The following is a 21,492-nucleotide window of genomic DNA, read 5'->3' as shown; positions in this document are numbered from 1 at the left end:
AATGATACAGGTACTGAAAGGGAAACGTGTACTGATTACCCGATCTGCCGGTCAGGCTTCAGAAATGATTGCCCGGGTACAGGATTATGGCGGAGAGGCGGTAACGGTTCCACTGATGAGCTACCGATTCGTACCGGTTCCCCGTGACGAACGAACACGCTGGCTGGATCACGTTAGCCGGGCTGATCTGATCATTCTGACCAGCGGGAACAGTGTCGATTTTTTTATGCGTACGCTCGATACCCCGGCCAGAATCAGAGGAAAACGACTGGCGGCCGTCGGACGCAAGACAGCCCGGAAACTTGCAGATGCCGGTCTGAAAAACGTCTATGTTCCGGAAAAGTACACAGGCAAAGCGCTGGGGAAAGCACTCCTGACCGGAACATTACATGCAGAGCGGATTGTTTTTCCTCATGGCTCGCTGACTGACCCGTCCTGGATTCATGATCTGAAGTCACATGGCTTTAACGTGACAGAGCGGACGCTTTATGAAACCGTACCGGATCTGTCTCAAAAAGAGAGACTGGCTGAAATCATGCGTTCCGGGGAAATGGATGCACTGACTTTTGCCAGTCCCTCTGCCGTCCGCTTTTTTACGGAAATGCTTAATGAAGAGACGTGGAAAAAAGCCCTGACTGCGAGTGTCGTCGGAGCAATTGGACCGTCAACGGCCCAAAGCCTTGATGCACTCGGCTTCGCTGCTGATGTGATTCCAAAATACTTCACATCCGTTGATCTTATTGACGCTCTGGCAAATTTTTATAATAAAAGAAAGAAGTCCTCAACATGACAGAACTACATTTTGATCGTCACAGACGGCTCAGAAGAACAGCCGTACTCAGAGAAATGGTTCGGGAAACCTTTCTCAGACCCTCTGACTTTATCTATCCGATTTTTGTTACCGAAGAAGGCAGCCATATCAGGTCGGAGATCCCATCGATGCCCGGTGTCTTTCAGTATTCTGTGGACAGACTGGATGAAGAACTGAAAGAAGTTACGGATCTCGGCATTCCATCCGTCATCTTTTTCGGCATTCCGAAGAAAAAAGACGCCGTCGGCTCCGGGGCCTATGACGCGCATGGCGTCGTGCAGGAAGCCATACGGCTGACGAAAAAGAACTACCCGGATCTGGTTGTGATCGCAGATACGTGCATGTGTGAATATACAGATCACGGACACTGCGGGATCGTTCACAATGGAGATGTGGATAATGATGAAAGTCTGGATTACCTGGCCAGGACGGCTGTTTCTCAGGCGGAGGCAGGTGCTGATATTATCGCACCATCAAACATGATGGACGGCTTTGTGACGGCGATCCGTCATGCACTGGACGAGGCAGGCTACCAGCAGATCCCGATTATGTCCTATGCGGTAAAATATGCCTCCGCATTCTTCGGACCTTTTCGTGATGCAGCCGAAAGTGCACCGAAGTTTGGCAATCGTAAAACCTATCAGATGGATCCGGCAAACTGCCGGGAGGCACTCAGAGAAGCGGATTCCGATGTCCGGGAAGGTGCTGATTTTATCATTGTTAAACCGGCTCTGCCCTATCTGGACGTTCTGAGAGATGTCCGGAATTCGATCAACCTTCCACTTGTTGCTTATAACGTCAGCGGCGAATATGCTATGGTGAAAGCAGCCGCGCAGAACGGCTGGATCAATGAGAAGGCTGTCGTTCTCGAAGCGCTGACTTCGATGAAGAGGGCCGGTGCCGATCTGATCATTACATATCATGCAAAGGATGCCGTCCGCTGGCTCCGGGAAGAGGGTTAAGAATATGGATTTCAGTAAATCAATTGCAGCTTTTAAGGAAGCGAAGCCTTTGATGCCGGGAGGCGTAAACAGTCCGGTACGGGCCTTTCCTGCCGTTGATCTGAATCCGATTTATATGGATCACGGGAAGGGGTCAAAAATTTATGATCTTGACGGAAACGAGTACATCGATTACGTCCTCAGCTGGGGACCGCTGATTCTCGGACACGCTGATGAGAAAGTCGTCGAATTCGTCAAGAAAACTGTGGAAAAAGGGACCAGTTTCGGTGCCCCGCATATTCTTGAGACCAAACTTGCGGAACTGGTCATTGATCGTGTGCCCTCAGTTGAAAAGGTGCGCATGGTGAACTCCGGGACAGAAGCGACCATGAGCGCGATCCGACTTGCCCGCGGCTACACGGGAAGAGATAAGATTCTCAAGTTCGAAGGCAGTTATCACGGGAGTTCGGACTCACTTCTGATCAAAGCCGGTTCCGGGGTCGCAACGCTCGGCCTTCCGGACAGCCCCGGTGTTCCGGCACAGCTTGCCAAGGATACACTTACCGTTCCCTACAATGATGCAGAAAAGGTTGATGACGTGTTCAAACAATTTGGACACGACATTGCCTGCATCATAGTTGAGCCTGTCGCCGGGAATATGGGGGTCGTTCCTCCTGTTCCCGGATTTCTGGAAGAACTGCGGCGGATTACCAGACAGTACGGCTCGCTTCTGATTTTTGATGAAGTCATGACCGGATTCCGGGTCGCCTATCATTGTGCGCAGGGTTATTATGGGGTTACTCCGGACCTGACCACGCTCGGAAAAGTAATCGGCGGCGGTCTGCCAGTAGGCGCATACGGCGGCAGAAACGATATCATGAGCCAGGTGGCGCCGGAAGGACCGGTTTATCAGGCCGGCACACTTTCCGGTAATCCGCTGGCGATGGCAGCAGGTTATATGACGCTGAAGCAGTTGAAACCTCAGGACTATGATGATTTCAGATTAAAGGCGGACCGTCTTGCAAAGGGCTACAGGAAAGCAGCAGAAAAATATCACATTCCGCTGTCAGTTAACCAGGCCGGCGCAATGATGGGCTTTTTCTTCACTGATCAGAAAGTCATTAATTATAAACGTTCGAAAGGATCCAATCTGGAACATTTTAAAAAGTATTTTGCCGCGATGATCAAACAGGGCATTTCCCTGCCTCCTTCTCAGTTTGAAGGGGTCTTCCTGTCGACAAAGCACTCCATGGAGGATATCAGGAAAACGATTGATGCAGCCGAACAGGCATTTAAGGAGATTGCGGAATCTGAATAAGAAAATTGAATGATCTGTAAATCCCTTCAAAAGTGGCGCAGTTTCCGGTGCCATTTTTGAAGGGATTTTTTTGTGACTGATGTCATCAACAGTAATTACGGGATATGGTAGCATAGGCAAGTAAGCGATTACATTATTTTGTGAAAAAAATCACTAATTGGAGGCGTTACGACATGACTTTCAGGTGTCATAAGACCGTATGTCTGATATTGATGCTCTTTCTCGTTGCCGGCACGATCCTGTCGGGGTGCAGCAGCAACGCTTCATCAGACACAGGGAAGTTTGATCCCGGAACCTATGAAGGCGTGTCTAAGGGGCACGGGGGAGACGTAAAAGCAAAAGTAACAGTCACAAAGGATAAAATCAAGAGTATTACGGTGGATGCAAAAGGTGAAACCGGACAGATTGGATCCGGAGCCGCCCGTCAGCTGACCGATGAAATTATTGCCACGCAAAGTCTGGCTGTGGATGCGGTATCCGGGGCGAGCGAGTCCAGTGCTGCTATTCTGGAAGCCGTCACTCGGGCACTTGAGAAGGCGGGCGGTGACATTGAGGCATTAAAAGATCCGAAAAATAAAATAACGGTCAAAGAACAAAAACAGAAGGATCTGAATGTAGATGTTGCAGTTATCGGATCCGGCGGCGCAGGACTGTCCGCAGCGATTGAAGCAGACGCGGCAGGAAAATCCGTCGTGATTCTGGAAAAGATGCCGATCATCGGTGGAAATACCAACCGGGCGACGGGGGGTATGAATGCGGCAGAAACAAGTATTCAGAAAAAAGCGGGCATTAAGGATTCCAGGGAGACATTTTTTAATGATACGATGAAGGGCGGAAAGAATCTGAACGACCCAAAATTGGTCCGGACTCTGGTCGATCACGCGCCTGGAACAGTTGAATGGGTCAATCAGCTCGGTGCGGGTCTGACCGACGTGACGCTGGGCGGCGGAGCGACAAACAAACGTTTGCACCGGCCGGCTGACGGCTCACCTGTTGGTCCTGTACTGGTTAATGTGCTGACAAAGAAAATCAAGGCAGAAGGCATCCATATATTATTGAATACCCGCGCTGAGAAATTAATGGTAAAGAATGGAACAGTTGCAGGGGTGGAAGCAAAAGACGCCAAAGGAAATCTGTTTCAGGTCCATGCCCCTGCTGTCATCATGGCTACAGGCGGATTCAGTGCAAACAGTGATATGGTTGAGAAATATCGTCCTGATTTGAAAGGCTATTTTACCACCAATCATAAAGGTGCAACAGGAGAGGGCATCAGGATGGCCGTAGATGCCGGTGCTGCTGTCACCCAGATGGATCAGATTCAGACCCATCCGACGACGGATCCCGAAACCGGTTTTATGTTCACCGAAGCGGTCCGTGGTGATGGAGGCCTGCTGATCAACCGCGAAGGGAAACGCTTCGTTGATGAAATGGAAACGAGAGATGTCGTATCTGATGCCATCATTGCCCAGAAGGACCATCAGGCGTTTCTTGTGACGAACGATGCAATTAAGGAAAAAAATGCGTCACTCGCCCAATATATTAAAGATGGTTATGCGGTTGAAGGAAGTAATGTAGAGGAACTTGCCCGGGCAATGAAGGTTGATCCGGGAACGCTGGAGAAAACCATGGCGGACTACGCTTCATATGTTCAGAAGGGAAAGGATAAAGAATTTGGTCGGGCACATCTTGAAGAACCGCTTACGGAAGGAAAATATTATGCGATTCCGGTGGTCCCGTCAGTCCACCATACAATGGGTGGTCTGAAAATCGACACAAAGGCACATGTGCTCCATTCATCGGGTCGCCCGGTTAAGGGGCTGTATGCAGCGGGTGAAGTCACCGGCGGGGTACACGGAGGCAACCGTCTGGGCGGAAATGCTGTTGCAGATATTATCACTTTCGGCAGGATTGCCGGTCAGACAGCTGCAGCTGAAATAAATTAATCAAAAAATCAAACAGGATGCACCTTCCAAAGCAAACGGTGTCCTGTTTTTTTGTGTGCTGAGAAAGGGCAGGATGGGTTATGTTGCGGGCAACCCACTAATTTCTGATATTTCAACGAGACTGAGCCACAATAAGGATATTCTATATTCCTGTTGCGGGAGGGTGGGCTGACCATGCATTTTCTCCAGATTGCAACCGAATTGATCATCGGTTTTATTGCTCTGTTTTTATTGACCAAGATATTAGGTAAAGCGACACTTTCACAGGTTACTGCTTTTGATTTTATCTCTGCGATTGTGCTTGGTGAATTCGTCGGGAATGCGCTCTATGACAAAGAAGTAGGTATCGGTTCCGTGCTCTTTGCCATCGTTTTATGGGGTGTTATGATCTACATCGTGGAGTGGTGTACGCAAAAATTTCGTGCCACAAGAGGATTCCTTGAAGGGAAACCGTCAATTGTCATTCGTAACGGGCATCTGGACAGAGAGCAGATGAAGAAAGAGAAACTTGACCTGAATATGCTGCAAAATCTTCTGAGACAAAAGGATATCTTCTCCATCCGTGAAGTCGCTTATGCGATTCTGGAGACAGACGGATCCATCAGTGCGCTGAAAAAAAACCGGTATGACCAGCCGACCAGCGACATGCTGAAACTGCCGGATAAACCGGTCTGTCTGCCGGTGACACTGATCATGGACGGTGAGGTCGACTGGGAGAATCTGGAACGATCAGGTTTGAATGAAGCATGGCTTGCAAAAGAACTGAAAAAAAATCATATTGATCAGTTTCAGGATGTTTTTTATTGTGAATGGAAAAAGGGTGAAGGGATTTACCTCGAAAAGAAATAGACACAGTAAAGAACGACTCAGCCTCTTGCGGGCATATTTCTCTCTTCCATGCATATTCCTTTTATTAAGAATGGATGAGAGGGTGGAATGCATGTCTCAAGCATCTGATGATCGTCTGCAGTTTTCAATAAATGAGTCAGTATGGCTGAGAAATGACGCGCCGGCAAAAGAAATACTGTCCATGGCGCTGGAGCCGGACATCACAGTCGAGGAAAATGTGAATGACGTGACGATTAAAGGCTTTCTCCGACTTACGGGTGAATATATTCCGGATAATAGTTCCGTATCGGATAATCAGGAGATTCCGGCACCCTTCCGAACGATCGAGGAAATCATGGAAACCGATACTGGAACGGCTGTACTGGAGCACCGTTTTCCACTTGATATTACCATTCCCGTGGAACGCGTTCCGAACCTGGAGGAACTCTTCCTCGTTATCGATTCCTTCGATTATGAGTTAACGGGACAGCGTCATATGCAACTTCAGGCGGATATCGCCATCACCGGTCTTGCCGACCCTGTGAGGAAGGAAAAAGCGTTAAAGAAAGCTCAGCCACCTGTGAAAGCTCAGCCACCTGTGGCTCCACCTCAGCCTGCGCCGCCCGCTGCTCCGTCCGAAAAGAAAAAGGAGGTAAAGAAACCGGCAGAGAAACCGGCTGCGGTTCCGAAGGCGGAAAAAGCAGCGCCCAAGAAAGAAGCGTCGGCTCCGAAAGCGGAAAAAGCAGCGCCTAAAAAAGAGGCTGCGGCTCCGAAAGCAGAAAAAGCAGCGCCTAAAAAAGAGGCTGCGGCTCCGAAAGCAGAAAAAGCAGCGCCCAAGAAAGAAGCGTCGGCTCCGAAAGCGGAAAAAGCAGCGCCCAAGAAAGAAGCAGCAGCTCCGAAGGCGGAAAAAGCGGCAGCCAAAAAAGAAGCAGCTCTGAAAGCCGACAAGACGCAGCTAAAGCCGGAAAAGGAGAATCCGGCCCCTGCGATGAAAGTGGATCATCTTTCCGTTCAACCGGCAGCAAACCCTCTGAAAGCGGCAAAAAAGGCGATGCCGCAGCCGGTTGAAAAGGCTTCAAAAGCGGGGAAGGGAAAAAGGACAGAAGACGACTACCAGGATGTCTTGCTTTCCGGCGAGTATGAAGAAATGCCGACAGACAGCCAGTATGAGGAAGACGGCACACTTGCGGCATTCAGTTATCAGACCATGCGCAGGCCGGAGCTGATTGAAGAAGAGGAGGTCCCCCATGTTGCGTTTTCCGAGAGAACAGAAGCTGTCCTGCCCCAGGCTGCTCCTGGCGAACAGACAGAACCGGAAGCCATTTTATCTGAAGAGAAGGAAACATCCGGTGAGAGCAGCAATTATCTGACCAAAGTTCTAGCGGGGGATGAAGCCGAACAGAGGACTCAGGTCAGATTATGCATCGTCCAGACCGGCGACTCCCTCGAGAGCATATCCGAACGTTATCATGTCCCGGTAACCAGTCTCCTCAGAAAGAATGAACTGACGACAGCTCATATTGAACCCGGTGAAATTCTTTATATCCCAAAGGCTGCGCGGTCGGGAAAGAATGAATGACAGACAGAGCATGATTCTTGCTCTCATCCGCAATCATTTTCGTTTCCAGGAACTGAATCTGATCCGGGAAAACCCGATGATCATCAGCACGGAGAAAGGACTTAAGCGGATTCGTTTCTGGGAAAATGAAGGGCTTTTAAAAAGACATCTGGAATGGCGGCTGAAACTTTTGACCCCTTCTTTTTTTATAGATCGCATGTATGTAACCGTTCAGGGCTTCCCTTATATCCGCTATGACCGTTTTCGTCTGACCTGCCATGATGCGCCTGAGGAAGAAGCCGTTATGAGCGGTTATGAAGCGTTATGGGCAGAAGTGATGCACACGCTTCTGACCCGAAGCCGTATGCCGCTTCCTGTTTCTGAGAGCAGTCTTTTGGGTACAGTACAAACGTATTATGAACAGGCTGAACGGGCGGACCTGTTCAGCAGCCATGCGGGGAAGATCGCGCAGTCCTGTTATCCATCGGTCTGCGAGCGGGCAAAAATTGCTGATCAGTTGCGGGCAAAGCATCAGGGACGCCGCCGGTCATTTGTTTTGCCTGATGATTTTTCATTTGATCAGATTAAAAAGCTTTTTGATGTATTATTTATTAATCTCGGACAATCCGGGCCGGTACAGGGCTATGACCGGATTGCAGGATTTATGCAGCAGGTTCTCAATAATCAGGGAGAATCTGTCATGCAGGCCCTTCTCCAGCTCATGATTGAAAAAGGAGGAATGGATCAGGAGACCTCTGACCTGATTAAAGCCGCCTGGTATGAACCGGATGAATGGATTTATCTGGTCGATCTGTTATCTGGTCTGCCTCCGGGTATGGAACTGTCGAACCAGCATGTGAACGGATTTAAAAAGATCTGGGACAGTAAAAATCGGTTAATTGCTTTATTTCTTGCTTATTTTGAAGTCTAGAAGGAGCAGATGCTGCTGATGGTTGCTGAAACTGATGTCGTGCTCAATCGCCTTCTTTTTCAATATGACCTGTACCCGTACCGGATCACACCGTTTGAACGCGTATATAAAATTGAGACGGACAGAGGTCTTTTTGCGTTAAAAAAGAAAAAATTGACGGTTCACCAGATCGAGCATCTGAAAGTTACGTATCAGTTGTCGCAAAATCTGGTGATCGACGCTGTCACGCCACTTCCTTCAAAATACGGAGATCTGGTGATCAGCGGAGATGGGGAAACCTGTTATCTGATGCCGTGGATTGAAGAAACGGTACCGGTTACAGATCTAAAGGAGCGCTACCGAATGCTGTTTATCAAAGCCGGCCAGATGCACAGAGCGACGATGCGCAGGGATACTCAGAATTCTGATGATTTATACGCTCAGCTGACTCAGATTGCAATGGCAAGAAAGCAGGAATGGGAGGGCTTTCTAAACGTTGCGGAACATCATGTATACCCCTCTCCCTTTGAGCAGGTGGTCTTTGATTCGGCCGGTATCCGTCTGTCTCATATTCAGCAGGCCATGACCTTTTTTTCACGCGGGGAGCCAAAAGATGAGGAAGGAAAGGGCATCGGCATGCGTCGCGCGCTATGCCACGGCAGATTGAATCCGAGGCATCTTCTGATTGAACGCGAAAGGTGTCTGCTGGTTAATCTGGAGGAATGCCGGGAAGATTTTTTTATTCTGGAGACCGCCTCACTAATGGAACAGGCCTGTGTGATGTATAACGGGGCGCCACAATGGGAAAAATGGCTTCATGACTATCTGACTGCCTGTCCACTGCGCGAGGAGGAGGGTATTTTTTTATTTCATCTGATGCTCTGCCCGAAAGCACCGTCTCTCTTTTTCAACAGCTACCTGACTGAAAAGAAGAAGGATGAACCGGGTTCTATCCGGAAGTGGATGCGTTTCAGCAGAAATCATAAACTGATGCTCAGCAGTCTGTGGAGCTGGCTGGAAAAAGAAAAAAAACAGGCAGAAGCTGCCAGTCCGAAAGAGGCGGAGTGAATCAGAACCATTTTTTCAGAAAGGAAATATAGATAAAAAAAAGCAGGGCAGTCAGGAGAACATCAAAAGAGGTTGGAAGAAAAATGGTACGGATCAGCTGGAAGAACGCCAGCGGAAGGATGATAATCGCGAGCCCTTCACGACATTTTTTGAAAAATGGCGGAAATCTTTTTTTAAACATACAGAACCCTCTCCCCTGGTCGTCGATTACAAACGCATTGTCCGGGCTGTTGCTATAGTTTATGTATCGTAACAGGAAAGGGTGAGAAAAAAATCAGTGAGGGGGCTTTTCGGACGCACAGGACGTACTCGTGCAGGCGTTGCGACAGGACGCTCCCGTTTTTAGCCTGCGCCTATCCCCACTGATCGTTCGTTGAACCTGTCGGGTTTCTGCGAAAAGTACGCCCTCACCCGGTCTTGCTCGTTTACCCTCATGACGCTGAGGGATCCTGCCCGTTCAGGCGGGATAAGAAGTGTGAACGTTGACTTGACAATGATATAGTGTATATTATATTTAATATAAACACGCGTCATGCGTTACAAGGTAAAATGCCATGACGGGGAGTAGTACACGTCTTCAGGCCTGAAGAAGGATTTCTGATGGATCTTTCTGCAAGAGAGGGAAACCGATACGCTGAGAAGTTTCCCAGGCTGGCGGAGTGGAAGTTGCCCCTGAGCAGTCATTCTTAAAGGCAACGGCTGAGTAGGAATGACCGGTTAATCCGTTAACGTATTTAAGTGTACGTATCTGATACGTAAATTAAGGTGGTACCACGGAGCTTTCTTCGTCCTTGCGATGGAGAAAGCTCTTTTTATACTTTAAAAATTTTTGCGGGGAAAAAATCAGAAAAACGATGCTCCGGCGGCGCACGCAACGTGCCGGCCGGTAAGTTTTTCTTCATTTTCCAAAAAGGGGTTGTAAGTAATGGAAGAGACAAAAGAAATGGCAACGAAATACGATCCTGCAAAAACGGAAGACAAATGGTATCGGACATGGCGGGAAAAAGGCTATTTCAAGGCTGATGGTGATCCGGCGAAGAAGCCTTATTCGATCGTTATTCCGCCGCCAAACGTCACCGGTAAACTGCACCTTGGGCATGCCTGGGATACAACGATGCAGGATCTCCTGATCCGCTTCAAACGGATGCAGGGATATGACGCCCTGTACCTTCCCGGTATGGATCATGCGGGAATTGCCACGCAGGCCAAGGTCGATGCGAAATTGCGTAAGGAAGGGAAATCCCGATATGATCTGGGTCGCGAAAAGTTTCTGGAAGTGGCATGGGAATGGAAAAAGGAATATGCGGCTTTGATTCGTAAACAATGGGCGAAGCTTGGATTGTCGCTGGATTATTCCCGGGAACGCTTTACGCTTGATGAAGGTCTGTCGCGTGCGGTTCGTAAAGTATTTGTTTCCTTGTATAAAAAAGGGCTGATCTATCGCGGGGCTTATATCATCAACTGGGATCCTGCTGCCCGGACCGCCCTGTCGGATATTGAGGTCATCTACAAAGAAATCCCCGGCTATCTGTGGCATGTTAATTATCCATTAAAAGAGGGTTCCGGTTCCATTCAGATTGCCACAACGCGCCCGGAAACCATGCTTGGTGATACAGCCATTGCCGTTCATCCGGATGATGAGAGGTATAAGGATCTGATTGGAAAGACGGCAATCCTGCCCCTTGTCGGTCGTGAAATACCGATTGTTGCCGACCGCTATGTTGACCGTACATTTGGAACCGGTGCTGTGAAGATTACACCGGCGCACGATCCAAACGACTTTGAAGTAGGCAACCGGCATCATCTGCCGCGAATTCTTGTTATTAATGAAGCCGGAAAAATGAATGAGAATGCCGGCAAGTATCAGGGAATGGATCGTGATGCCTGTCGCCGTCAGATTGTCAGCGACCTGAAAGAGACCGGTGCTCTGGCATATACGGAAGAACATACCCATGCCGTCGGTCATTCAGAACGCACCGGTGTGGTGGTTGAGCCCATCTTGTCCACGCAGTGGTTCGTTAAAATGAAGCCACTCGCCGAAGCCTCTTTGAAGATGCAGGAAACAGATGATAAAGTTCATTTTATACCGGACCGCTTTGAAGGTACATACAGACACTGGATGGAAAACATTCGTGACTGGTGTATTTCCCGCCAGCTCTGGTGGGGGCACCGGATACCGGCCTGGTATCATAAGAAAACTGGAGAAGTGTATGTCGGGACGGAAGCGCCGAAGGACAGTGAGAACTGGAAACAGGACGAAGACGTTCTGGACACCTGGTTCAGTTCGGCGCTCTGGCCTTTCTCGACGATGGGCTGGCCGGATGAAGGGGCATCGGATTTTAAACGGTATTTTCCAACCAACGCGCTGGTCACCGGATATGATATTATCTTTTTCTGGGTAGCACGGATGATGTTCCAGTCTACTGAATTTACCGGGAGAAGTCCATTCAGGGATGTTCTGATTCATGGTCTGGTCCGTGATGAACAGGGAAGGAAAATGAGTAAATCGCTCGGCAACGGCATCGATCCGATGGATGTGATTGACAAATATGGAGCAGATGCGCTGCGCTATACACTTGCGACCGGAACGACACCGGGACAGGATCTTACGTTCCAGTGGAGTAAAGTTGAGGCAAACTGGAATTTTGCCAACAAAATATGGAACGCTTCGCGATTTGTGATCATGAATCTTGACGGTTTCTCGATCAGTGAAGTAGATCTGTCAGGAGAAAAATCAGTTGCCGATCGCTGGATTCTTTCCCGTCTGAATGCAACGATAAAAAAGGTGACCTCACTTTACGAAAACTATGATTTCGGCGAAGCGGGACACTATCTCTATCAGTTCATATGGGATGACTACTGCGACTGGTATATTGAAATGGCCAAACTGCCGCTTTACGGAGACGATGAATCGGCCAGTCGGACAACAAAATCCGTTCTTACTTATGTACTGGATAAGATCCTGAAACTTCTGCATCCGATTATGCCTTTTATTACAGAGGAGATCTGGCAGCATCTGCCCCACGAAGGGGAAACCATTATGCACAGTAGCTGGCCGGAATCGAAAGCGGAGTGGAATGATAAAGCAGTGGGAAAACAGATGAGCCTGCTGCAGAATGTGATCCGTACGGTGCGCAGTGTCCGTTCTGAGATGCATGTTGCACCTAAAAAACCCATTGATATGCTTGTGAAAACGGAATCGGATGAGGAGAGCGAACTACTGGAAGCAAACCGTGTCACGCTTGAAAAGTTCTGCAATCCTTCCTCACTGAAAATCAGCACACATATTCAGGCTCCGGATAAGGCAGTTTCAAAAGTGATTACCGGGGCGGATATTTTTCTCCCGCTGTCAGGCCTGATCAATATTGAGGATGAAGTCAGCCGGCTGGGAAAAGAACTGGAAAAGATGAATGCTGAAGTGGAACGCGTACGGAAAAAATTAAGCAATCAGAGGTTCGTGGATAAAGCGCCGGCTGCGATCGTTGATAAAGAACGGGCAAAAGAAACCGACTATCTGCAGAAACGTGACAAAATTGAAAAACGAATTGCTGAATTGAAAGCCTGAAAGTAGACAAAACACATATAGCTGCGCAAAATAAACGGTAAGGGGGTTTTCCCCTTATCGTTTATTTTTTTTGGAGGTCAGGTTATATGTTTAAATCTGCTGAAGAAGCGCTTTCATGGATTCACGGTCTGAACAATGAGCCAGGCAAACCCGGGACGGAAAGAATGAAGTGGATGCTGGATAGAATGAGGCATCCCGAACATCGGCTGCGTTCCGTCCATGTCGGAGGAACAAACGGCAAGGGATCGACTGTCTGCTTTCTCTGGCATATCTATCAGGAAGAAGGGTTGAAAGTCGGTACCTTCACCTCTCCTTATATCACATCATTTAATGAACGGATGATGGTCAACGGGGAAGCGATCAGTGATGACGATCTGGTACGTGCAGCCAATATCGTTTATCCCGTGGTGAAAGAGGCTGCCCATGAAACAAATCTTGGCCGGCCGTCGGAATTCGAAGTCGTGACCCTGATCAGTTTTGTTTATTTTGGCCGGATGAATCCCTGTGATCTGGTTCTTTATGAAGTGGGGCTTGGTGGTCGCCTGGATCCAACCAATGTGATTTTCCCGCTCGTTTCGATCATTACGAATGTGGGGATGGACCACATGCAGCAGCTTGGGGACACGCTGGAGAAGATTGCAAAAGAGAAAGCAGGGATCATAAAACATGGCGTCGGTGTGATTACAACAGTCGAGAATCCACAGGTCCTCAGCGTGCTGCGCAGGACGGCGAAGGCAGAACAGGCAAACATCTATGTGATCGGGGATGAATTCCGGGTGCAATCTGCCGGACATGATGAAGCCGGCGAACATTTTGACTTTGACAGTTTATATATTCATGAAAAAGATCTGATGATCCGGATGAAGGGCCAGTATCAGCTGAAGAATGCTGCGGCGGCACTGATGGCTGTTGATTTTCTTCAGAGCTTTTTTGGCCTGACACCTGAAAAAGAAAGCATTCGGAACGGACTGCGGAAAGCCGTATGGCCGGGCCGTTTTGAAACCGTATCCAGAGATCCGCTGATTATTCTGGACGGGGCGCATAACCTGCAGGGGACAGAAGCCCTGGTTCAGACCGTTAAGCGTTATTATCCGGGAAGAAAAATCCATGTCCTCTATGCGGTTATGAAAGACAAGGAGTACAGCCGGATGATTCCACGGATCGAATCCATTGCTGCAGATATGACTTTTACCACGATTGCCTCTTCCCGTGCGGCGCACAGCCACGATCTTTATGAAGTTTCATCTCATACACGAAAAAGGGAAAATAGAAGCTGGCAGACAGCACTTGAAAAGCTGATTTCTGAAACACAAGATCGGGATGTGCTGCTTGCCTGTGGTTCCCTGTATTTTATTGCACAGATCCGCCGCTATATTTACAGACACCATAAGGATTTGCAGCTTCATCTGAATTGAACGTTTATGCCGAATCTTAAAAAACAGGGGGAGAATGAAGAAGGTTTTGAAAAACCTTTCCAAATTATTATAAAATTTGATACAATACACTTAGTCAAATAGTATGATTTTACCTTTTCGCAACCAGACGAAAAGGAGGCAGTTCTGATGAGTAAAGCAAAACAAAGATGCCTCTGGCTGACATGGATGATCCTTTTTGCCGTGTCACTTCCACTGGTTTATATCGCTGATCCCCCGCGCAATCATTCCATATGGTCAGTCGCAATGGTTGCTGCGGTATTTCTGATCACCGCACTCTTCAGTTTTAAAGTGCAGGGAACCGATATCATTGTACTGCAGGGGATCGGACTTGCTGCCTTTTTAATTTTCGGTTTATTTATTGAAGTCCTTCTGACACAGTTCGGGATACTTGTTTATCTGATTAACCAGCGACTGAGTAAACAGGATACCTACCGGATTCCGATGAATTCCATCATGTTCCTGGGCGTATCGGTTTCAGCAGCTGCCGTCTACTATGCCCTGGGCGGACAGGCAGAGATCAGTCATCAGGATTTTCTGCCGCTCAGTCTCATTCCTGTAGTCGGTTTCTACCTGGCCGCTTATATCGTCAATGAAGTCTTTATTTATTTTTATCACCGCTGGCTCATCGCGGACGAAACGGCCCGCCTTTTTACAAAGGATATGGCCTGGGAGATTGTGGTCACCTTTCTGATGATGCCGCTTGGTCTTGCCTTTTATTTTATGTATCTGTCACGGGGCATTACAGGTATGTTTATGATCTCTGTTCCGATGATTGCTCTTTCTGTGATTATGAGACTGGTGAATAACAGTCAGGAACTGATCCGCTTTCTGCAGCAGGTCAACCATCTGGGCCAGAAACTGACCGAGGAGCTGTCGGTGGAACACGTGATTAATTTACTTTTCGAGAAGATACCGGTCATGACGCCGCTCGATTATCTGTATATTATCAGCTACAGGCAGCCGGACAAACCGAAGCTGCTCCGTATATTCCGCCGGGATGATGAGAAAAACTTTGTGCCATTCCAGCAGGAAGCGGATCCCAGTCAGGAAGTTTACCGACTGGCAAAAGCGGTAAGCGGATATAAGAGCCATGAAATATATCCTTTTCTGAAGGCCCTGTCTTCGGGGAAAGCCCGATCTTTTCTCGCTGTACCGATGATGTACCACGGACAGGTACTGGGCGTTCTTACTGTCGCATCAAATCGACCGAAAGCCTATACGAAGACGAATCGGATTGGTATGGAAATCATCGGAGATTTTCTCGCAATCGCTCTTGAGAATGCAAAAAATTTCGAGAAAAAGCGGGAAGAGAGCGAACATTGTCCCCTCACTGATCTGTATAATTATCGTTATATGATGAGGCATCTGGATCAGATGTTTAAGGATGAATCATTAGACACTTTTTCCATTATTATGATGGACATTGATGACTTTAAGCAGGTGAATGATACATACGGTCACCAGAACGGTAATGCGATCCTGATCGGAGTAGCCAACCGGTTGCGGAAAACGGTCGGTGATAAGGGCATTGTCGCCCGTTATGGTGGGGAGGAGTTTACTGTATTGTTGCCGAAAATGGATCGGAACATGTGCTTTGCCATCGCTGAATCCATTCGAATCGCGGTTGTTTCTGAACCGTTTATGGTTTACCTGGAAAAGGAGAAGCGCTATAAACAGGTGCATATTACGATCAGTCTGGGAACATCGACCGCACGATCGGAAGCCTCTGCCCCTGCTGCGCTGATTAATAATGCTGATTTTGCCATGTATTCAGGTGCAAAACGAAAAGGAAAAAATCGTGTGTCTCGATTTGTATAAAAACAATGTGAATTTTATCGAAAAATAAAGAGGTTCAGGACGACAAAAGTCCTGACCTTTTTTATTTTTCCTGTGCTATTCTGTGGGGAAAGATGCTGACTTTCGAAATGGGGCATGCAGGTGGACAAGAAAAAGCAGAATGAGTGCAACGTCACTGTGACCTTTAATGGGCGGAAATACTCACTTCAGGATTGGGCGGAAAAGGAAACGGCTGCCAATAAAGATCGTTCGCTTGACTGGAGCCGTTCATTCCGGAAAAGCAGGATACAATGAATAAGCAGGATACAGATACAGGTCTTTTTCCCCGCCATAAAGATAAAAAATCGAAGAAAAAAAAGAGGGGCAGAAAAGGAGCAGCGGATCCTGTTTCGATTCTGGTCAGGTTATGGTTACCGGTTCTTGCGGCTGTCGTCATTGGTCTGGCAAGCGGAATGACCATGCTGATGTTCTTTTCCGGTGCGGACAAGCCGGCCGGGCAGTCATGGGCACAATCAGACGGGGATGCTTCTGTTCAGGAGCAGCAGCGTCTCCCGACACGAAAAGATCTCGAGTTTTCGACAGGCATGATCCAGGCGGGTGTGTTCTCAACAATGGAAAAAGCCAGTCAGGTGGCCGAAAGTCTGAGAAACGAGGGGATACCGTCTCTCGCATTTCCAGGCAGGATGAACACCGTATTCATAGGTGCAGCCTCAACCGTGCAAAGCGCGAAGGTCCTGACGAATGATTATAAAGAGAAGGGTGTGTCCTTCTATACCAGAAAGTATGATTATCGTGTCACAGATCAGTCATCCGTATTAAAAAGCAAAAGCATGGCTGTTTTTGCTGCCCGGGCCAAAGTATATTTACAGGGCATGCATCAGATCGCTGATCTTAAGGCAGACGAGAGATATCCGAATCAGCAACTGATGGAGCGGCTGAATCGTCAGCTGAACACTCTGAAAGGGATGGAAAAGACGGATCTGTCGCGTACCTTTCTCGAGACCGCTGAAGCGACAATGCGTACCCTGCACATTTTCGCTGAAAAAAAAGATGAAGCAACTTACTACGCCTTCCAGCAGCATTTGCTGGAACTGTCTGCTTCCTATCAGAAAATCATCGGCTTTGAGAAAAAATAATTAGTTGGAATTTGTGTTTATTGTCATAAATATAGAATGATTGTCGAAAATATTAACATTGATCGCTCATAATAAGCCATTTATATTGATTTCTCTCTCTGAAAAAAATACGCAGGCAGAGTATGTTTAGATCACATATATCTGATACGTACAGATGAGGGGGATCAGGATGGATGAAAGGATTATGATGAAGGATGTTCCATGTGAAGACCGGCCAAGGGAGCGCCTGATCAGGGATGGGGCCCAATCGTTATCGGACAGAGATCTGCTCGCTATCATACTTCGCTCAGGATCCAGGTATGAATCTGTCCTTGAACTGTCAGGCAGACTGATCAGTGAATTTGGAGGCATAGAAAATCTGCAGGAAGCCAGTGTCGAAGAACTGGGGAAAATTCGCGGAATTGGCACAGCCAAGGCCGTACAGCTTCTTGCCAGTTTCGAAATTGCGAAAAGGCTGGTCAGACACCGGAGCGATCAGCGGTATACGATACGATCACCTGAAGACGGAGCACAATTTGTGATGGAAGAGATGCGAACGCTGAAGCAGGAACATTTTGTCGCCGTGTTTCTCAATACAAAAAATCAGGTGCTGCACAAGTCAACGATCTTTATCGGGAGCCTGAACGCGTCCATAGTTCACCCTCGTGAAGTGTTTAAAGAAGCGGTGAGACGTTCTGCAGCGTCCATGATCTGTTTTCATAATCACCCGAGCGGAGATCCTTCCCCAAGCCGCGAAGATGTTGATGTGACCAAAAGACTGGTTTCCTGTGGGAAGATGCTCGGTGTTGATGTACTCGACCATATTGTCATCGGCGACAGGAAATATATCAGTCTGAAACAAAAAGGAATGATGTAACAGGCAGTTGATAGGCAAATGAATCGGAAGTCACTATAATTTTATTCCTAATTAAGATATAATTAAACTTATGAGTTCTGCAAATTGAAGGGAGATTACATAGATGTTTGGCGGATTTTCTAGAGATATGGGGATTGACCTCGGGACGGCGAACACGCTTGTTTATGTCAGAGGGAAAGGTGTCGTTGTAAGGGAACCCTCTGTGGTTGCCCTGCATACGGACAGCGGACTGATTGAAGCGGTGGGAAGTCCGGCAAAAGATATGATTGGCAGAACGCCTGGAAACATTGTTGCCGTACGTCCGATGAAGGATGGTGTGATTGCTGATTTTGATACAACGGCGACAATGATGAAATATTTTATAAATGAAGCACAGAAGAAACGCTCCGTTTTTTCACGTAAGCCGAATGTAATGGTTTGTGTGCCCTCCGGCATTACTGCGGTTGAAAAGCGTGCCGTTGAGGATGCTACAAAACAGGCCGGGGCACGTGAAGCCTATACCATTGAAGAACCTTTTGCGGCAGCAGTTGGCGCAGATCTTCCGGTTTGGGAACCCACGGGGAGTATGGTTGTCGACATCGGTGGTGGTACGACTGAAGTGGCTATTATTTCTCTCGGTGGTATTGTGACCAGTCAGTCGATCCGCATTGCCGGTGATGACATGGATGAAGCCATTATTCAGTATATTAAGAAATCATATAATCTGATGATTGGTGAAAGAACGGCGGAGACGCTGAAACTCGAAATTGGCTCCGCAGGTCATTCAGAAGAACAGGAAAGGGCCAAAATGGATATTCGCGGCCGGGATCTTCTGACAGGTCTGCCAAAAACGATTGAAGTCACCGGTAAAGAAGTAGCAGCGGCACTAAGCGATACGGTGGGCCGGATTGTGGAAACAGTCAAAGTGACGCTTGAGAAAACGCCGCCGGAACTGGCAGCTGATATTATGGATCGGGGCATTGTGATGACAGGCGGCGGTGCCTTGCTGCATAATCTTGACCACGTGCTCAGCGATGAAACGAAAATGCCGGTGATTGTCGCAGAAAATCCTCTCGACTGTGTCGCAATCGGAACAGGACGCTCTCTTGAGAACCTGCATTTATTCCGTAAGAAAAGCCGGGCCACTTCATTAGCCAAAAGAAACTGATCGATCATTTATTTTTATTGTAGTGAAGCAGGTGTGTTTATGCCTTCGTTTTTTTCAAACAAAAAATTGATTGTTCTGCTCACCAGCCTGATTGTCCTGATTGCGCTGATCAGCTATTCTCTCAGGCAGGGCAGCAGAACAACATGGATGGAACGGTTTGTTCAGGATTCAGCCGGGTTTTTCCAGTATGTGATCAACGTACCCGCTCAATATGCAGCGGGTTTCTTTGAGAATGTCAGCGATATGAATCATACCTATCAGGAGAATAAAAGACTCAAAGCGAAACTGGAAGATTATGCGCGACTGCAGCAGGAAAATCGCGATCTGACTCAGCGGTTCAATGAATTGAAGAAGCAGCTGAATGTGGATAAGAATCCTGATCTGTCGTCATACACCAAATATACGGCCCAAGTGATCGCACGCCCGAATGACGGCTGGAATCAGATGCTGACAGTGGATAAAGGAAGGATGAACGGAATCCGAACGGGGATGCCTGTCGTAACGCCGGAAGGACTGATCGGTACCATTGAAAAAACCGGTAATTTTACCAGCAGGGTCTCCCTGATCACGAACAAGCGTAATGTCAACCAGATATCCGCCAAAATATCGAACACGGGTACATACGGGATGATTGAGGGCTTTGATGAGGAAAAAGGGGTCCTTTTGTTTCAACGGATTCCCATTAAATCCAATGTGAAAAAGGGTCAGACAGTGGTCACTTCCGGGCTGAGTGGCATGTATCCTCAGGGCCTGATTATTGGTAAGATTACCTCAGTGTCAACAGATCAATACGGTCTGACCAGAGCAGCAGAGGTCAAACCGTCTGCTAACTTTGATTCCATCAATTATGTCATGATCGTAAACAGGGAAGCCCCAACCCCGGATACAGGGAAGTGAAGTCAATGAAGCGATTTGGGTTATTTCTGATTCTTTTCCTCCTTTTTGTACTGGAAGGGACCATTTTTGCCCGATTCCTTCCGGTAGGTAATGCGTACCAGGTGCAGATCGTTCCCGCTTTCGTCTTTGTTGCCATTCTGCTGATGGCCTTTTTTGGAGATTATGCGATCAGATATGCTGTTTTATTCGGATTTTTAATTGATCTGGTATATACATCAACGCTCGGTGTTTATGCTTTCTGCATGGGACTGACCGTCTATCTGATTCATGCTTTATCTAAATGGCTGAGTATGAATGTGGCAACGACGCTCCTCCTCGTTGCTGCAGGTGTTTGTCTGCTTCAGACAGGGGTTTACGTGATATACTTAATGATTGGACAGACGGATCAGACCCTGTTGTCATTTTTTAAATTTCGTCTTCCGGGTACTGTGGCTGTGAATGTAGCGTTTGCGCTGATCATTTATTATCCGTTCCGACGCTTTCTTTTATATGTGAATCGTCCGGAAGAGCATTAATTTTTTTCAAGTGATGAAGGAATTTTAACATTCAGTGTGGAATAACAAACGTATTGAGGTGAACAACCCAGATGTCTGCCAGCTTGCCACTTGTCACGATGAAAGGAAGAAAAGACGGACTTGTCCTGATTATGGATGAGAACTGTACTTATGATGCGCTGCTACAGGATCTGAAGGAGAAATTGTCGGTCAATAAATATTTTGATCAGGATGACCCTGTCATTTCGGTGAAGGTGGAGGCGGGCAACCGGTACCTGAGTGCAGCACAGAAGTCAGAACTAGTCAGCGTTATCCGTTCTTTCGATCATTTACAGGTGGAAAAAATAGAAACGAATGTCATGACTCGTGAAGAGTTTGAAAAGGAAAAATCCCGTGAACAGGTTGTTCCTGTTGAACGAATGATCCGCTCAGGGCAAATGCTGACCATTGAAGGGAATCTGCTTCTTATCGGGGATGTGAACCCGGGAGGAAGGGTTTCTGCTACCGGGAATATATACATTCTTGGAACCTTACGCGGAATTGCGGCTGCCGGTATCCGGGAAAACAACAGGGAAGCCATTATCGCTGCGTCAATCATGGAACCGACACAGCTCCGGATCGGGGATCTGATCTGTGGAATGGACAAACCCTTGTCAACAGACGAAGATGAGACTGCTCCGAAATGTGCTTATATCGATCAGTCTCACGGTGAGATTGTCATTGATACGATTCATGACTCAGTTGTCCGGTATCATTTGGCCATGGTTCCGGAAAAATCGTGAATTTT

At 47.8% G+C, this 21,492-nt stretch carries 19 protein-coding genes and 1 other annotated feature; of the genes, 18 read left to right on the top strand and 1 reads right to left on the bottom strand.

From position 1 onward, the window contains the following. The first annotated feature begins 1 nt into the window (after position 1). From ABNN70_RS13495 to ABNN70_RS13460, 8 genes are all read left to right on the top strand, one after another. The gene (locus ABNN70_RS13495; protein WP_165364205.1) at positions 2–790 is read left to right on the top strand and encodes a uroporphyrinogen-III synthase; all 789 of its coding nucleotides are present in this window, start codon (positions 2–4) and stop codon (positions 788–790) included. After that, on the top strand, positions 787–1,773 hold the full coding sequence (gene hemB, locus ABNN70_RS13490) for a porphobilinogen synthase (RefSeq protein WP_353948083.1): 987 nt from the start codon (positions 787–789) through the stop codon (positions 1,771–1,773). The genes ABNN70_RS13495 and hemB overlap by 4 nt, the downstream gene beginning before the upstream one ends. A gap of 4 nt (positions 1,774–1,777) precedes the next feature. Then, complete coding sequence (gene hemL, locus ABNN70_RS13485; RefSeq protein ID WP_129928218.1) at positions 1,778–3,070, top strand: glutamate-1-semialdehyde 2,1-aminomutase; 1,293 nt, start codon at positions 1,778–1,780, stop codon at positions 3,068–3,070. Between the two features lie 173 nt (positions 3,071–3,243). After that, positions 3,244–5,013, top strand: a complete 1,770-nt coding sequence (locus ABNN70_RS13480) for a flavocytochrome c (RefSeq protein WP_353948082.1) — start codon at positions 3,244–3,246, stop codon at positions 5,011–5,013. A gap of 174 nt (positions 5,014–5,187) precedes the next feature. Continuing rightward, the gene (locus ABNN70_RS13475) at positions 5,188–5,862 is read left to right on the top strand and encodes a DUF421 domain-containing protein (RefSeq protein WP_353948081.1); all 675 of its coding nucleotides are present in this window, start codon (positions 5,188–5,190) and stop codon (positions 5,860–5,862) included. 91 nt (positions 5,863–5,953) lie between these two features. Further along, positions 5,954–7,420 (top strand): LysM peptidoglycan-binding domain-containing protein, encoded by a 1,467-nt coding sequence (locus ABNN70_RS13470; protein WP_353948080.1) that lies wholly within the window; start codon positions 5,954–5,956, stop codon positions 7,418–7,420. After that, positions 7,413–8,330, top strand: coding sequence for a hypothetical protein (locus ABNN70_RS13465; RefSeq protein WP_129928222.1), 918 nt, complete (start codon positions 7,413–7,415; stop codon positions 8,328–8,330). The genes ABNN70_RS13470 and ABNN70_RS13465 overlap by 8 nt, the downstream gene beginning before the upstream one ends. 18 nt (positions 8,331–8,348) lie before the next feature. Further along, entirely contained in the window at positions 8,349–9,377 is a 1,029-nt protein-coding gene (locus ABNN70_RS13460; RefSeq protein ID WP_353948079.1) for a spore coat protein YsxE, read from the top strand. Between the two features lies 1 nt (position 9,378). Here ABNN70_RS13460 and ABNN70_RS13455 read toward each other — a convergent pair whose 3' ends face one another. Further along, positions 9,379–9,558, bottom strand: coding sequence for a hypothetical protein (locus tag ABNN70_RS13455; RefSeq protein WP_129928224.1), 180 nt, complete (start codon positions 9,556–9,558; stop codon positions 9,379–9,381). 364 nt (positions 9,559–9,922) lie between these two features. Continuing rightward, positions 9,923–10,173, top strand: a binding site (T-box leader). A 129-nt stretch (positions 10,174–10,302) separates the two neighbouring features. Here ABNN70_RS13455 and ABNN70_RS13450 point away from each other — a divergent pair. The 10 genes from ABNN70_RS13450 (at position 10,303) to minC (ending at position 21,487) form a co-directional block, all read left to right on the top strand. After that, positions 10,303–12,942: a valine--tRNA ligase gene (locus tag ABNN70_RS13450; RefSeq protein ID WP_129928225.1), complete on the top strand. Its 2,640-nt coding sequence runs from the start codon at positions 10,303–10,305 to the stop codon at positions 12,940–12,942. An 86-nt stretch (positions 12,943–13,028) separates the two neighbouring features. Beyond that, on the top strand, positions 13,029–14,357 hold the full coding sequence (locus ABNN70_RS13445; protein WP_353948078.1) for a folylpolyglutamate synthase/dihydrofolate synthase family protein: 1,329 nt from the start codon (positions 13,029–13,031) through the stop codon (positions 14,355–14,357). Between the two features lie 147 nt (positions 14,358–14,504). Then, on the top strand, positions 14,505–16,196 hold the full coding sequence (locus ABNN70_RS13440; RefSeq protein ID WP_353948077.1) for a sensor domain-containing diguanylate cyclase: 1,692 nt from the start codon (positions 14,505–14,507) through the stop codon (positions 16,194–16,196). A 120-nt stretch (positions 16,197–16,316) separates the two neighbouring features. Beyond that, positions 16,317–16,469, top strand: a complete 153-nt coding sequence (locus ABNN70_RS13435) for a hypothetical protein (protein WP_353948076.1) — start codon at positions 16,317–16,319, stop codon at positions 16,467–16,469. Beyond that, positions 16,466–17,311, top strand: coding sequence for a hypothetical protein (locus ABNN70_RS13430; RefSeq protein WP_353948075.1), 846 nt, complete (start codon positions 16,466–16,468; stop codon positions 17,309–17,311). Before ABNN70_RS13435 ends, ABNN70_RS13430 begins: the two co-directional genes overlap by 4 nt. A 169-nt stretch (positions 17,312–17,480) precedes the next feature. Beyond that, positions 17,481–18,167: a DNA repair protein RadC gene (gene radC / locus ABNN70_RS13425; RefSeq protein ID WP_129928229.1), complete on the top strand. Its 687-nt coding sequence runs from the start codon at positions 17,481–17,483 to the stop codon at positions 18,165–18,167. A 103-nt stretch (positions 18,168–18,270) separates the two neighbouring features. After that, positions 18,271–19,314: a rod shape-determining protein gene (locus tag ABNN70_RS13420; protein ID WP_129928230.1), complete on the top strand. Its 1,044-nt coding sequence runs from the start codon at positions 18,271–18,273 to the stop codon at positions 19,312–19,314. A gap of 39 nt (positions 19,315–19,353) precedes the next feature. Then, positions 19,354–20,211, top strand: coding sequence for a rod shape-determining protein MreC (mreC, locus tag ABNN70_RS13415; protein WP_353948074.1), 858 nt, complete (start codon positions 19,354–19,356; stop codon positions 20,209–20,211). Positions 20,212–20,216: 5 nt separating this feature from the next. Beyond that, complete coding sequence (mreD, locus tag ABNN70_RS13410) at positions 20,217–20,726, top strand: rod shape-determining protein MreD (RefSeq protein ID WP_129928232.1); 510 nt, start codon at positions 20,217–20,219, stop codon at positions 20,724–20,726. A 71-nt stretch (positions 20,727–20,797) separates the two neighbouring features. After that, positions 20,798–21,487 carry a septum site-determining protein MinC gene (minC, locus tag ABNN70_RS13405; RefSeq protein ID WP_353948073.1) on the top strand — a complete coding sequence of 230 codons (690 nt, stop codon included), beginning with the start codon at positions 20,798–20,800 and terminating at the stop codon, positions 21,485–21,487. The last annotated feature ends 5 nt before the right edge of the window (positions 21,488–21,492 follow it).

The organism is Sporolactobacillus sp. Y61 (assembly GCF_040529185.1).
GTDB lineage: Bacteria > Bacillota > Bacilli > Bacillales > Sporolactobacillaceae > Sporolactobacillus.
This window is presented reverse-complemented; position numbering and strand designations above follow the sequence as displayed.